This window comes from Actinomadura sp. K4S16, from assembly GCF_008327685.1.
GTDB lineage: Bacteria > Actinomycetota > Actinomycetes > Streptosporangiales > Streptosporangiaceae > Spirillospora.
In genome coordinates this window covers 314,520-328,502 of record NZ_BDDE01000010.1, presented here as the reverse complement: position 1 = coordinate 328,502, position 13,983 = coordinate 314,520, and the positions used below count along the sequence as shown (strand labels likewise).

Genomic DNA, 13,983 nt, shown 5'->3' with positions numbered 1-13,983 from the left:
CCGGTCCAACAGCCGCCGGGCCGGGTTGACAACCGTCGGTTGTCGCCCACGATGAGGGGCATGGACCTCGACCTCGGCCAGGTGCGCGCGTTCGTCGCCGTCGCGGGCCACCTGCACTTCGGGCGGGCCGCCGAGGAGCTGTCGATCAGCCAGCAGGCGGTGTCCAAGCGGGTGGCGAGGCTGGAGGCGGCGCTCGGAGTCGCGCTGTTCACCCGCGGGAACGTGGAGCTCACCGGAGCAGGGCGCCGCTTCCTGGAGCCGGCGCGGGAGGCGCTGCGGGCCGCCGAGGCCGCGGTCGGCGCGGTCCACGCCGCCGGCCGGCCGCTGCGGCTCGACGTCTGGGGGCACCTGTACGGCCCGGCCCGGACGGTCGCCCCGGTGATCGAGGAACGGCCGGAGCTCGACGTCGAGCTCGGCATGAGCCGCGACCTCCCCGCGGCGGTGGCGGCACTGCTGCACGGCGACGTCGACGCCGCGTTCGGGCGCGTGCACCCGCCGCTGCCGGACGGGCTGGCGCACCGCCTCGTCCGGCTCGAACCCGTGGACGTCCTCGTCGCCGCCGGGGATCCGCTCGCCGCCGCGTCCGGCGTCCGCCCGTCCGACCTCGCCGGACGCGACCTGTGGTTCCCCGCGGCCGCCGACCGGCTCGACTTCATCAACCGGTTCTGCGAGGAGTTCGGCGTCCGCGCCGTGTCCGGCGGCGCGAACCTCGGACTGGAGCACCTGCTGGCCGGCCTGCCGGCGGAGCCGGGACGGATCACGCTGTTCCCCGCCGACGCTCCGCTGCCCGGCGCCCCCGGAGTCCGGGCCGTCCCCGTCGTCGACCCGACCCCGCTCTACGCCTGGTCGCTGATCTGGCCGCGGCATGCGCCGCACCCGATGCTCCCGGCGCTGATCAGGGGGTTCGCCGAGTACGGGCGGCGGCACCGCTGGCTGGAGTACGACCCGGCCCGCGACTGGCTGCCCGGCGAAGCGCCCCCTCCGGCTTGCTAGTCGCCGGGCCGGCGGAGGCGGGCGTAGACGTCCCCGGAACGGCCGCGCGGACGGATCTTCTCCAGCCGCCGGCGCAGCTCGGACGCGTCGAGCCAGCGCGGACTGGCCAGGAGCATCGTCTCGATGGGGGAGTAGTTGTAGACGTAGTCGCCCAGCCCGTCCACGAGGCCCAGCGCCTTGAGGGAGGCGTCGTGCGCCGACGGCACGTACTCGAAGGACAGGGCGGGCAGGGGCCGGGACAGCCCCGCCAGCACGTCCGCCTCGAAGCCCTCGACGTCGATCTTGCAGAAGGCGGGCACGCCGTGGGCGGCGATGAGCTCGTCGAGCGTCGTCACGTCGACGCCGATCGAGCGGTCCCAGCGGACGCGGGCGAAGCTCTGGTCCGTCGTCACCGCGTCGATCCAGCCGGGCGACATCGAGGACACGGTCGGCGTCGCGGTGGACAGGGCCAGGGCGGCCCGCCCGGCCTCGGCCCCGACGGCGCCCGGCACGATGGCGACGTCGCGGTCGCGGCCGAAGAACAGGTTCAGGACGCGCAGGCAGTCGGGCTGCGGCTCAACGGCGACCACCCTCGCTCCGAGGCGCCGCCAGGTGCGCACCCGGCCGCCCACATGGGCGCCGATGTCGAACGCGAGGTCACCGGGCCCGAGGAACTCGCCGTAGAGGCGCATCGCGCGCCGGTGCTTGCCCGGCACTCCGTAGTACATGAGCAGGGAGCGGGCGATGCCGTACGCGCGCAGCAGCATCCGCCGACTGTACCGCGCCGGCCGCGCCGCGACCGCGAGCGAAGCGCGGCGCGTCCGACCGGCCGGAAGGCGCCATCGCCAAGGCGGGGCGGAGCCCCCCGCCGGGGGGAGCGCTGTTACTTTGGCGATCATTCTTGACCAGACGAGAATGTGTCTTATACGGGCATGTTCAATTTCCCTTGCCGCTTGATTTGCTGGCGTGTGTTTCACTGATTTCTGGCGATCTGGCGACGGCAGTTCTAGGGGCGATGCGGCCATTGTCGCATTCACCCGAAAGGGGAAAAATGGGCGCATATCGAAGGGTGTTCCTCGGTGCGGGGGCGTTCGCCGCCCTCTCCGCGGCGGGAATGGCCGCGGCCTCGCCGACGGTGCCCGCGCGGGCGGCGAGTCCGGACCGGGCCGAACCGATGGCGGCCCACCAGTTCAAGGCCGATGTGCTTTGCGACACCGGGGAGCTCAAGTCGGCGATCGAGACCGGCAACACGAAGCCCGCCGCGACCATTCGGCTGGCCCCGAACTGCACGTACGGCTACACCACCGCCAACGGCCCGGCCTCGGCGCTGCCGCAGATCACCGGCAGGATCACCCTGGTCGGCCAGACGGGAACGAAAATCGCCCGGGACCCGTCCGCCACGGGGCAGTTCCGCGTCGCCGACGTGGCCCCCGGCGCCACTCTCGAGGCGACGAACGTCTCCTTCGAAGGCGGCGACGTCGACGGAGAGGGCGGCGGGATCCTCAACAACGGGACGCTGTACCTCTTCCGGTCGGGCGTCAGCGACAACAAGGCGACCGGCGACGGAGGGGGGCTGTCGAACGGGAGCGGCGCGACCGCGCTGATCTCCACCAGCAGCACGATCAGCGGTAACACCGGGGTCAGCGGCGGGGGAGTCGCCAACTCCGGCGACCTCAGAATCGCGGTGACCCGCATCACGGGGAACACCTCCCCGCAGGACGGCGGCGGCGGCGTCTACACGAGCGAGAGCGGCAGGACGACCATTTCCTCCAGCCGCATCGACAACAACTTCGCGGAGTTCGCGGGAGGCGGCGTCCTGAACTACGGCGTCACAGCCCTCTACGGAGTCACGATCGAGAACAACCAGAACTCCGCCGCCCAGGGGTTCCCGGGCGGCGGCGTCTACAACGTCGTCTACAACATCCCCACCCCGGGTGTCGTGACCTCCGTGGGTTCGACGATCAGGGCGAACATTCCGGACAACTGCTACCCGCCGGGCACCATCCGCGGCTGCGAGCCGTAGACCGTACCGAGGCCGGTCCCGGTCCACGGCATGCCGGGAGAGCGATGACCGCTCACCGCCTCGATGCCGATGAGGCGCCGGCCGGCCACGGTACGGCTTCTTCGCGGAGTCCCCTCCTATCCGATGACGTAGGAGAAGGCGTCGATCTTGGTAGCGGTACCGCCCGCGGTGTTGACGACCACGTCCACGGTGCTCAGGACGCCGGGACCAGCAGGGGCCCAGGTGACGATCTCGGTCTCCGAGACGGGGTTGGAGGCGGCCTGATAGCCGCCGAAGGCGACGGTGATGGAGTTGCCGACGAAGCCCGTCCCGGTGATGGTCACCTGGGTGCCCACGATGCCGAGGGAGGGGAGCGAAGTCGCGATCGTCGGTGTGTCGTAGGCGACGAACCGGCCGGTCAGCGTCGCGCTTCCGCCGGCGGTGCGGAGGGTGGCGTCCACGTACTGGAAGTAGGGCGGGCCGCCCACCTGGGCGATGGCGGCGGGGATCGCCTGGACCGCGTTGTCGGTGGTGGCGGACGCCGTCACCGGTGTGGCGTCGAACGTCGCCTGGTTGGCGGTCAGGAGGTGGTTGCCCGTGATGGTGATCGCAGGGGGCGCGGCAGACGGTCCTTCGGCCGGACTGAGGCCGCAGACGTACGGCGACGGGATGTAGTAGAAGGGCAGTGTGTTGCTCCAGACGCCGGCGTTGTAGACGGCGACGGCGACCACTCCGTTGCCGGTCGGGACGGTGCAGGTGGCCGTCGTGGCGGTGGTGGCGCTGGGCGTGGCCTGGGGGCCGTTGGTGCCGAACCTGACCCTGGTGGACCCAACCAGGCCCGTCCCGGTGACGGTCAGGGCCTGGGGCGCGTTCCCTTGGTTGGTCGCTTGCGGGCCGCAGGAAAGGGAGGTGATGACGGGTGCCATTGGTGGATCTTCTTTCTGGGGTGATCTGCCGGTCTGCGAACGCGCCTCAAGGAATGCGGGCCGGGTGCCGGCAACGCCGGTCATCGTGCGAGTTGTGTCTCGGCCTACGGCTCAGTCGTAGGTGTACGGCACGGCGGGGGAACTGGACGCCAGCCTGTTCGCCACGGCGACCAGGACGGTCTCGCCCGAGGTGCCGCCCGGCGCGATGGCGGTGATCTGGTTGTCGGAGACGACGGTGAAGGGGACGATGGTGTCGCCGAAGAGCACGGTGTCGACATCGGTCAGGTTCGAGCCGTTGATGACGACGGAGTTGCCGCCGAAGGCCGGGCCGTGGTCGGGAGCCAGGCTGGTGACCGACGGGACCCCCATGTAGGTGTAGGTGCCGCACGTCCCTGCCCCGCCGGTACCGCAGGGTGCGTTGACCGATACGTCGACCGTGCCGGTACCGGCGGGGACCGTGGCCGTGATCTCGCTGTCCGAGACGACGGTGAAGGCCAGGGCGGCGGCCGTACCGAACCACACCGAGGTCACCGTCGTCAGGCCCGTGCCGTTGACGGTGACCGTGTTGCCCCCTTCGAAGGGCCCCACATCGGGGTCGACGCTGGTGACACCGGCCGGACCGGTACTGACGTAGCTGTAGAGCACCCCCGACTGGCTGCTGCCGCGCGGAGTGGTGACGATCACGTTGACCGGGGTCAGGGTGGATGCGGGCGGCGCCGTCGCGGTGATCCTGGTGTCGGAGTTGAAGATGAAGTCCGCGTTGGCCGTGCCGAAGCGGACACGCGTCACTCCGGTGAACCCGTGTCCGGTGATGAACACCGGATTGCCGCCGGAGGACGGGCCGGAAAGCGGGTTCAGGCCGCTGACCACTGGGAGAGCGATGACTGATCACTTCCTCGATGTCGATGAGGCGCCCTGGCCGGCGCCGGCCGGCCAGGACGCAGCTTCTTCGCGGAACCCCGGTACTTACGCCGGGTAGGTGAAGCCGTCGACCTCGGTGTCGCTTCCGCCCAGAGTGGTGACGACCACGTCTTGGGCTCCCGTGAGACCGGGGGGTGCGGTGGCGGTGATCTGTGTCTCCGAGAGGGCCGTGGCCGCGGCCTCGACCCCACCGAAGGTGACGGTGATGGAGGGGCCGACGTAGCCCGTACCGGTGATGAGCACCTCGGTGCCCGCGTCACCGCTGGAGGGCGCCACAGTGCCGATCGTCGGCGCGTCGTAGGCGAGGTAGTCGCCGTTCAGCGTCGTGCTGCCGCCGGCGGTCCGCAGAGCGACGCTCACGCTCTGGAAGTAGGGACTTACGCCCAGGGGAGCGATGTTGGTGGGGGTGGCCGTTGCCGCGTAGTCGACGGCGGCGGCCGCGGTCTCGTTGTCGGTGCCGTTGAACGTCGCCTGATTGGCGGTCAGGAGGTTGTTGCCCAGGAGCGTGATCTCCGGTGCGGGGGTCCCCGGCCCCTCGGCGGGACTGATGCTGCAGAGGGACGGCGGAGGGATGTAGTAGAAGGGGCGGGAATTGCTCGTGACGCCGCCCACGACGACGACGACCACGACCGTGCCGCTGCCCGACGGAACGATGACGGTGACCGTCGTGTCGGCGACGGTCACGGTGCCTGTGCGGCTGGTGCTGCCGAATTTGACGGTTGGAGTGGAGCCGAGTGCGCCCAGGCCGGTCCCGGTGATGGTCAGGGTCTGTCCTGCGTTCCCTTGGTTGGTCCCCTGCGGGCCGCAGGAAAGGGAGGTGATGACGGGTGCCATGATGGATCTTCCTTCTGGAGTGGTCTGACCGGGTTCGAGCGTGCATCCAGGGGCGCGGTGGTAGCCATGTGCTTTCCTGGAGCAGGTGGGGCCAACGCGGCTCGCTCGAAAGGCCGCGTCATTTATTGGACTTTGCGGTACATCTCGCGAGAGCGTGACAGTCCAGCGAGATTGCTGTTCGGAAAAGGCGGGAGGTTTCTCCCGGTGAAGATCGCGGATCCTCGCAGGTCTCGGGCGGGGGCGCCTGTGGCGCGGCTACTCTGAGCGGGAGTCCTGAGTCAATTGCTGACCCCCCTTGTGATCGATCTTTACTCTATGTCCAACTCAGAGAATACCCTTTGGCAAACTGCATTAAAAGCGAGTCGGACGCAGATCATGAAAGGCGTAAAGTAGATCTTTTGCTACGCTGATCGATTGATGGAGCAAATGCCATAAAAGGGATATGGCAAGGTCGGAGCGTGAGGTGGCGCCCCTGCGCCGCTCATCGGTGGGGAGGCTCGACCGAAAGTGTGAAGGGCGCCATGCAAAAGGGCGCCCCTGAGACAGGGGCGCCCATGGCGCGATTCGGCGGCCGGGCCGCGGGGTGCGGGCCGGCCGCCGGAGCGGTCAGGTCAGGAGGACGGGAGGCCGAGGGCGCGGGCGATCAGCATGCGCTGGACCTCGGAGGTGCCCTCGCCCACTTCGAGGATCTTCGCGTCGCGGTAGAACCGGCCGACGGCGTACTCGTTCATGAAGCCGTAGCCGCCGAACACCTGCGTGGCGTCGCGGGCGTTGTCCATGGCGGCGTTGGAGGCGACCAGCTTGGCGATGGCGGCCTCCTTCTTGAAGGGCTCGCCCGCCAGCATCTTCGCGGCCGCCGCGTAGTAGGCGAGGCGGGCGGTGTGCGCGCGGGTCTCCATGTCGGCGACCTTGAACTGGATCGCCTGGTAGCGGCCGATCTCCTTGCCGAACGCCTCCCGCTCGCGGACGTAGCGCAGGCACTCGTCCACGCAGCCCTGGGCGAGGCCGACCGACAGCGCGGCGATCGCGATGCGGCCCTCGTCCAGGATCCGCAGGAACTGGGCGTACCCCCGGCCGCGCTCGCCGACGAGGTTCTCCGCCGGGACGCGGACGTCGTCGAAGGACAGCTCCCGCGTGTCGGACGCCGACCAGCCGACCTTGGAGTACTTGCGGCCGACCGTGAAGCCCGGGGTGCCGTTCGGGACGATGATCGTGGAGATCTCGTTCTCGCCGGTGAAGGCGGTCACGGTCACGAACGCGGTGATGTCGGTGCCGGAGTTGGTGATGAACGCCTTCGAGCCGTTGATCACCCAGGAGTCGCCGTCCAGCCGGGCGGTGGTGCGCATGCCGCCGGGGACGTCCGAGCCGCCGCCCGGCTCGGTCAGCCCGAAGCCCGCGAGCCGCTCGCCCGAGGTGAGCCGCGGCAGCCACCGCTCCTTCTGCTCGGCCGACCCGAACCGGTAGATCGGCATCGCGCCCAGCGATACCCCGGCCTCCAGCGTGATCGCGACGGACGAGTCGACGCGCGCCAGCTCCTCCAGGGCCAGGCAGAGCGTGAAGTAGTCGCCGCCCATGCCGCCGTGCTCCTCGGGGAACGGCAGCCCGAACAGCCCCATCTTCCCCATCGCGGCGACGATCTCGTAGGGGAACTCGCCGCGCTCGTACAGGTCCCCGATCACCGGGGCGACGCTCTCGCGGGCGAACCGCTCGACCGTGCGCCGCAGCTCCTCCTGCTCCTCGCTGAGCGTGAAGTCGATCATTTGCGCTACTCCGATTCAGGTGACAGGGCTTGGACTACGCGGGACGGGCTGGGGCGGCCCAGGTGGCCCGCCATCCACCGGCTCGTGGCGACGAGCCCAGCGAGGTCGACGCCGGTCTCGACGCCGAGGCCGTTGAGCATCCAGACGAGGTCCTCGGTGGGCAGGTTGCCGGTGGCGCTCTCCGCGTACGGGCAGCCGCCGAGGCCGCCCGCGGAGGAGTCCACGACGGTGACGCCGGCGCGGAGCGCGGCCAGGGTGTTGGCGAGGGCCTGCCCGTAGGTGTCGTGGAAGTGGACCGCCAGCCGGTCGGTGCCGATGCCCGCCTCCGTGAGCGCCTCGATGAGCGCGGTGACCTGGCCGGGCGTGCCGACGCCGATGGTGTCGCCGAGGCTGAGCTGGGAGCAGCCCATGTCCATCATCCGGGACGCGACGGACACCACCTGCTCGACGGGCACGTCGCCCTCCCACGGGTCGCCGCACACCATGGACACGTAGGCGCGCACCCATAGGCCCTCGGCGCGCGCGCGTTCCACGACGGGGGCGAACATCGCGAGGGACTCGTCCACGGTGCGGTTGAGGTTGCGGCGGGCGAACGTCTCGGTCGCGCTGCCGAAGATCGCGACCTCCGTGACGCCGTTGGCGAGCGCCCGGTCGAGGCCGCGCTCGTTCGGCACGAGGACGGGATACCGCAGCTCGGGAGAGCGGGGCAGGATGTCCAGCAGCTCCTCGGCGTCGGCCAGCTGCGGCACCCACTTGGGGTGGACGAAGCTGGTCGTCTCGATCGTGCGCAGCCCCGCGCCCGCGAGGCGGGTCACGAACTCCGCCTTCACCTCGGCGGGGACGACCGCCTTCTCGTTCTGCAGCCCGTCCCGCGGCCCGACCTCGTAGATCGTGACCCGCTCGGGAAGCCCGGAGAGGGGTACCGGCACCGTCATGCCTCCTCGATCACGGCCAGCACCGCGTCGAGGGCGACCTGCGCGCCCGCGCGGACCGGCAGCTTCGCCACGACGCCGGCGAGCGGCGCGGTGACGGTGTGCTCCATCTTCATCGCCTCGACGACCACGAGGGCCTGCCCGGCCTCGACGCGGTCGCCCTCGGCCGCCTTGACCGCCAGGACCGTCCCGGGCATCGGGCTGCGCAGCACCCCGTCGCCCGCGGCCGCGGCGTCGGCGCCGCCCTCGGCGCGGACGTGCTCGCTCAGCGCCCACGCGTGCCCGTCGCGCCCGAGCCACAGGGTGCGCCCGTCCCGGGCGCTCGCGAACGAGGTCGTCCTTCCACCGTAGGTCAGCGTGAACGGCCTGGTGAGCGACGCGGTGACCGGCTCCTCGCCGCCGACGGCGACGCGCGCGGACGCGGCCCTGCCCTGGACGCGGACCTCCACCGGGTCGCCGCCGGACGGGGTGATGATCCATGGCGCCCAGGCGTGGGCGCCGGGCCGCCAGCCGTCCGGCACGTCCCACGGGTCGTCGCCGGACTCCAGGTCGAGCATCCGCTCCAGCGCGGCGGCGGCGAGCACCTCGGGCGGGACGGACGCGCCCGCGACCAGCTCGTCCAGGGCGCGCTCGACCAGGCCGGTGTCGAGGTCGCCCGACACGACGGACGGGTGCCGCATGAGCGCGCGCAGGAACGCGACGTTCGTCGGGACGCCCAGCAGCGTGTAGGACGCGAGCGCGCGGTCGAGCTTGTGGAGCGCCTCGGCGCGGTCGGCGCCGTGGACGATGACCTTGGCGAGCATGGGGTCGTAGGAGCCGCCGACCTCCGTCCCGACGTCCAGCCCGGAGTCGACCCGCGCGGTCTCGGGCTCGCTCAGCGCGAGCACCTTCCCGCCCGTGGGGAGGAAGCCGCGGGCCGGGTCCTCGGCGTAGACGCGGGCCTCGATGGAGTGCCCGTCGAGCCGCACCTCGTCCTGCGTGAACGGCAGCGGCTCTCCCGCCGCCACCCGGAGCTGGAGCTCGACCAGGTCGAGGCCCGTGACGAGCTCGGTGACGGGGTGCTCGACCTGGAGCCGGGTGTTCATCTCCATGAAGAAGAACTCGTCCGGGCGGTCGGCCGAGACGATGTACTCGACCGTCCCGGCGCCCACGTACCCGACGGCCTGTGCGGCGGCGACGGCGGCGGCGCCCATCCGCTCGCGGGCCGCGGCGTCCAGCAGCGGGGACGGCGCCTCCTCGATGATCTTCTGGTGGCGGCGCTGCAGGCTGCACTCGCGCTCGCCAAGGTGCACGGCGGCGCCGTGCGCGTCCGCGAAGACCTGGATCTCGATGTGCCGCGGGTTCTCCACGAACCGCTCGGCGAGCAGCGTGTCGTCGCCGAACGAGCCGCGGGCCTCCCGCCGCGCGGACGCGATCGCCTCCGGCAGGTCCGCGGCGTCCCGGACGAGCCGCATGCCCTTCCCGCCGCCGCCCGCGGACGGCTTGAGCAGGACCGGCAGCCCGACCTCCAGCGCGGCGGCCTCCAGCTCGGCGTTGGACAGGCCGGGCTCGTCCCGCCCGGGGACGACGGGGACGCCGGCGGCCGCGACGGTCCGCTTCGCGCGGATCTTGTCGCCCATCGCGTCGATCGCCTCGGCCGGCGGGCCGATGAACACCAGCCCCGCCTCGCCGCACGCCCGCGCGAACGCCGTGTTCTCGGCGAGGAACCCGTACCCGGGGTGCACGGCCGAGGCGCCGGAGTCGCGGGCGGCCGCGATGACGGCCTCGATGTCCAGGTACGACGGGATCAGCAGGGCCTCGTCGGCCTCCCGCACGTGGCGCGCCAGGGCGTCGGCCCCGGTGTGCACGGCCACGGACCGGATGCCGAGCCGCCGCAGCGTGCGGAACACGCGGACGGCGATCTCCCCGCGGTTGGCGACCAGGACGCTGTCGAACATCAACACCCTCACATCCGGAAGACGCCGTAGCCGACCGGCTCCAGCGGTGCGTTGGCCGCGACCGACAGCCCGAGCCCCAGCACGCGCCGGGTGTCGAGCGGGTCGATCACCCCGTCGTCCCACAGCCGGGCCGTCGAGTAGTACGGGTTGCCCTGCGCCTCGTACTGCTCGCGGATCGGCGCCTTGAACCCTTCCTCGTCGTCGGCGGGCCACTCCTCGCCGCGCGCCTCCATCTGGTCGCGGCGCACGGTGGCGAGGACGCTCGCCGCCTGCTCGCCGCCCATGACCGAGATGCGGGCGTTCGGCCACATCCACAGGAAGCGCGGCGAGTACGCCCGGCCGCACATCGCGTAGTTCCCGGCGCCGAACGAGCCGCCGATCACGACGGTGAACTTCGGGACGCGGGCGCAGGCGACGGCGGTCACCATCTTCGCGCCGTGCTTGGCGATGCCGCTCGCCTCGTACTCGCGGCCGACCATGAACCCGGTGATGTTCTGCAGGAACACCAGCGGGACGCTGCGCCGGTCGCACAACTCGATGAAGTGCGCGCCCTTCTGGGCGGACTCGCCGAACAGGATGCCGTTGTTGGCGACGATCCCGACCGGGTGCCCGTGGATGCGCGCGAACCCGGTGACCAGCGTGGCGCCGTACTCCTTCTTGAACTCCTGGAAGCGGCTGCCGTCCACGATGCGGGCGATGACCTCGCGCACGTCGTAGGGGGTGCGGGAGTCCGGCGGGACGATCCCGTACAGCTCGGACGGGTCGGCGGCCGGCTCCTCCGGCGGCGCGACCTCCCACGGGCGCGGTTCGCGCGGCCCCAGCGTGCCGACGATGTCGCGGACGATCCGCAGCGCGTGCGCGTCGTCCTCGGCGAGGTGGTCGGTCACGCCGGAGGTGCGGGAGTGCAGCTCGCCGCCGCCCAGCTCCTCCGCCGTCACGACCTCGCCGGTCGCGGCCTTCACCAGCGGCGGCCCGCCCAGGAAGATCGTCCCCTGGCCGCGGACGATGACGGCCTCGTCGCTCATGGCCGGGACGTAGGCGCCGCCCGCCGTGCACGACCCCATCACCGCCGCGATCTGCGGGATGCCGCGGCCCGACATCGTGGCCTGGTTGTAGAAGATGCGGCCGAAGTGCTCGCGGTCGGGGAACACCTCGTCCTGCCGGGGCAGGAACGCGCCGCCGGAGTCGACCAGGTAGACGCAGGGCAGGCGGTTGTGGAGCGCCACCTCCTGCGCCCGCAGGTGCTTCTTCACCGTGACCGGGTAGTAGGTGCCGCCCTTGACCGTGGCGTCGTTGGCGACCACGACGCACTCGCGGCCGGAGACCCGCCCGATCCCGGTGATGATCCCGGCGCCCGGCGCCTCGTCCCCGTACATGCCGTTCGCGGCCAGCGGCGACAGCTCCAGGAAGGGCGAGCCGGGGTCCAGGAGCGTGTCGACCCGGTCGCGGGGGAGCAGCTTGCCGCGCGCCACGTGCCGCTCGCGGGCGCGCTCCGGTCCGCCGCGGCCCGCCCGGTCGACGCGGTCGCGCAGCTCCGCGACGAGCGCCTCGTTGTGCGCGGCGTTCGCCTTGAACGCCTCGCCCGCGACGTCGGCGCGCGAGCCGATCTCGGGTCCGCTCATGACCCCCCTTCCCGGTTAACGTTCATTAACAATGCCGATGTTAACGGTCGTTAACAACTCTAGTCTAGACTGGCCGCATGACGTCGCATCCGGCCGAGGCGCCGCCGGGCCCGCCCAATCCGCGCCGGGCCGAGATCCTCGGCGCCGCCGCCGAGCTGTTCGCGCGCCGCGGCTACCACGGGGCGTCCATCGGCGACCTCGGCCGGGCCGTCGGGCTCACCGGGCCCGCCCTCTACCGGCACTTCAGCGGCAAGGAGGCCGTGCTCGCCGAGATGCTCCTCGACATCAGCGAGCGGCTGCTCGCCGAGGGCGTCCGCCGCGCCGCCGACCCCGACCCCGGCCGCGCCCTGGACGCGCTGCTGCGCTGGCACATCGCGTTCGCCCTCGACAACCCCGCGCTGATCACCGTGCACGAGCGGGAGCTGGACAACGTCCCCGAGCCGCAGCGCCACCGCATCCGCCGGCTCCAGCGCGCCTACGTCGAGGAGTGGGTCGCCGTCCTGCGCCGCCTCGGCCCCCGGCTCCCGGACGACCGCACCCGCGCCGCCGTCCACGCCTGCTTCGGCCTGCTCAACTCCACCCCGCGCAGCGCCGCGCAGGGCCTCGACCGCGACGCGATGGGCGACCTCCTGCACGGCATGGCCCGCGCGGCCCTCGAACGCGCCTGCTGACCGGCCGCGGTCAGCAGGACGCCGTGCGCCCGTCGAGCGAGCGGCCCACAACCCTGGCGAACGTCCTCGCGTCCGTCCCCGACCGGTCGAAGATCTTCTGCACGCAGCCGCGGAACGTACCGGTGAACGTGCTGTAGTGCGGCGTCACGGGACGGGGCTGCGCCCGGTCCAGCGCCTGCACCACGGCCTTCCCGAGGTCGGTCAGCTGCGCCTCGTCGAGTTCGACCTCCTCCGATTCGGCGCCGTCGGATCCGCCGCCCGACTTGAGCGCCTGCTCGGCGGCGGAGCACGTCATCACCTTCACATCGGCCGCCGCGTGGTGCTCGGGGCTCAGGCCGAGCGCGCTGTAGCGTCCCGGCGCGAAGCCGCCGCACGCGAACAGCAGCCGCTGGCTGTCCGTTCCGCTCAGGTACTCCACGAGCTTGAGCGCGGCGTCCGGATGGGGGGAGTGCTTGGAGACGGCGAGGTTCTGACCGCCCAGGACGGTCGTGCCGGGCAGGGCGGCCACCGCGTACCGCAGGCGCTTCCCGGCCCGCATCCCCGGCTCGGTCGCGAGCGTGGAGAACGCGTAGGGCCAGTTCCGCATCAGCGGCGCCCCGGACAGGAACGCCTCCATGCTCTTCTGCTCGTCGTACGACCGCGACGCCGCCAGCGGCCAGCGCGCCGACCGGGGCTCGCGCACATGCGAGGCCATCCGCTCCAGCGCCGGGAACACCTTCTTCCGCAACTTCTCCTGGTCGGGGTGCTCCTCGCCGGTGAGCAGACGGCCGCCCCCGTCGTTCCACACCGCTTCGAGGGCGTTGACCGTCAGCCCCTCGTAGTCGCCGAGCTGCAACGCGGCCCCGGAATCGAGCAGGTTCGACCAGTTCTCCGGGGCCTGCACGCCGTCGCGGCGGTAGAGGAGCCCGACATCCACGTTGAACGGGACGGCGTACTGCTTGCCGTGCCACTGCCCGGTCTCCAGCGCGACGGGGAAGAAGTCGCTCCGCCTCCCGATGCCGTCGAGCGGCCGCAGGTAGCCGCCGGCGGCGAACTCCGCCGTCCAGGTGTTGTCCATGACCAGCACGTCGTAGCCGCAGCCGCCGGACTCCTCCATCGCCTTGATCTGGCTGTGCTGGGAGTCGGTGGACTCCGCGACCTCCACGAGCGTGGCGTGCGGGTTGCCCCCGGCGTTCCAGTCCCGGATCAGCTGCCGGCGCTGGTTGTTCAGGCTCACGTCGGTGCCGCCCGCGACGACCAGCTCCGAGCGGGCGCAGTCGGGCGCCAGGGCCCGGTAGCCGGAGGAGCCGGGCCACAGGACCAGCGCCGCCCCGCAGACCAGCACCGCCGCGGCCCCGCTCGCGGCGCCCAGCCAGGACGTCCGCTCCCGGGGCAGGAACCGTCGCCGCCGTCCCGTCATCGCCCTC

12 protein-coding genes are annotated in these 13,983 nt (G+C 71.8%); 3 read left to right on the top strand and 9 right to left on the bottom strand.

The window, feature by feature from the left end; translation table 11 throughout:
• Positions 1–60 precede the first annotated feature (60 nt).
• Positions 61–993 carry a LysR family transcriptional regulator gene (locus K4S16_RS02250; RefSeq protein WP_149257119.1) on the top strand — a complete coding sequence of 311 codons (933 nt, stop codon included), beginning with the start codon at positions 61–63 and terminating at the stop codon, positions 991–993.
• Here the strand turns inward: K4S16_RS02250 and K4S16_RS02245 are convergent.
• Entirely contained in the window at positions 990–1,739 is a 750-nt protein-coding gene (locus K4S16_RS02245; RefSeq protein ID WP_149257118.1) for an FkbM family methyltransferase, read from the bottom strand. The two genes, K4S16_RS02250 and K4S16_RS02245, sit on opposite strands and share 4 nt — an antisense overlap.
• A gap of 284 nt (positions 1,740–2,023) precedes the next feature.
• Here K4S16_RS02245 and K4S16_RS02240 point away from each other — a divergent pair, with 284 nt between their 5' ends.
• Positions 2,024–2,995 carry a hypothetical protein gene (locus K4S16_RS02240; protein ID WP_149257117.1) on the top strand — a complete coding sequence of 324 codons (972 nt, stop codon included), beginning with the start codon at positions 2,024–2,026 and terminating at the stop codon, positions 2,993–2,995.
• A gap of 116 nt (positions 2,996–3,111) precedes the next feature.
• On the opposite strand, the gene K4S16_RS02235 is transcribed toward K4S16_RS02240, so the two are convergent.
• The 7 genes from K4S16_RS02235 to K4S16_RS02205 form a co-directional block, all read right to left on the bottom strand.
• On the bottom strand, positions 3,112–3,900 hold the full coding sequence (locus K4S16_RS02235) for an IPT/TIG domain-containing protein (protein ID WP_160160839.1): 789 nt from the start codon (positions 3,898–3,900) through the stop codon (positions 3,112–3,114).
• 111 nt (positions 3,901–4,011) lie between these two features.
• Positions 4,012–4,770, bottom strand: coding sequence for an IPT/TIG domain-containing protein (locus K4S16_RS02230; RefSeq protein WP_149257115.1), 759 nt, complete (start codon positions 4,768–4,770; stop codon positions 4,012–4,014).
• A 96-nt stretch (positions 4,771–4,866) separates the two neighbouring features.
• On the bottom strand, positions 4,867–5,655 hold the full coding sequence (locus K4S16_RS02225; RefSeq protein WP_149257114.1) for an IPT/TIG domain-containing protein: 789 nt from the start codon (positions 5,653–5,655) through the stop codon (positions 4,867–4,869).
• A gap of 611 nt (positions 5,656–6,266) precedes the next feature.
• Positions 6,267–7,415, bottom strand: a complete 1,149-nt coding sequence (locus tag K4S16_RS02220) for an acyl-CoA dehydrogenase family protein (RefSeq protein ID WP_149257113.1) — start codon at positions 7,413–7,415, stop codon at positions 6,267–6,269.
• Between the two features lie 5 nt (positions 7,416–7,420).
• Complete coding sequence (locus K4S16_RS02215) at positions 7,421–8,350, bottom strand: hydroxymethylglutaryl-CoA lyase (RefSeq protein WP_149257112.1); 930 nt, start codon at positions 8,348–8,350, stop codon at positions 7,421–7,423.
• On the bottom strand, positions 8,347–10,284 hold the full coding sequence (locus tag K4S16_RS02210) for a biotin carboxylase N-terminal domain-containing protein (RefSeq protein WP_149257111.1): 1,938 nt from the start codon (positions 10,282–10,284) through the stop codon (positions 8,347–8,349). The genes K4S16_RS02215 and K4S16_RS02210 overlap by 4 nt, the downstream gene beginning before the upstream one ends.
• A gap of 8 nt (positions 10,285–10,292) precedes the next feature.
• Positions 10,293–11,906, bottom strand: coding sequence for a carboxyl transferase domain-containing protein (locus K4S16_RS02205; RefSeq protein WP_149257110.1), 1,614 nt, complete (start codon positions 11,904–11,906; stop codon positions 10,293–10,295).
• 77 nt (positions 11,907–11,983) lie between these two features.
• Here K4S16_RS02205 and K4S16_RS02200 point away from each other — a divergent pair, with 77 nt between their 5' ends.
• Positions 11,984–12,577, top strand: coding sequence for a TetR/AcrR family transcriptional regulator (locus tag K4S16_RS02200; RefSeq protein WP_149257109.1), 594 nt, complete (start codon positions 11,984–11,986; stop codon positions 12,575–12,577).
• 10 nt (positions 12,578–12,587) lie between these two features.
• On the opposite strand, the gene K4S16_RS02195 is transcribed toward K4S16_RS02200, so the two are convergent.
• On the bottom strand, positions 12,588–13,976 hold the full coding sequence (locus tag K4S16_RS02195; protein ID WP_149257108.1) for an extracellular solute-binding protein: 1,389 nt from the start codon (positions 13,974–13,976) through the stop codon (positions 12,588–12,590).
• Between the last annotated feature and the right edge of the window lie 7 nt (positions 13,977–13,983).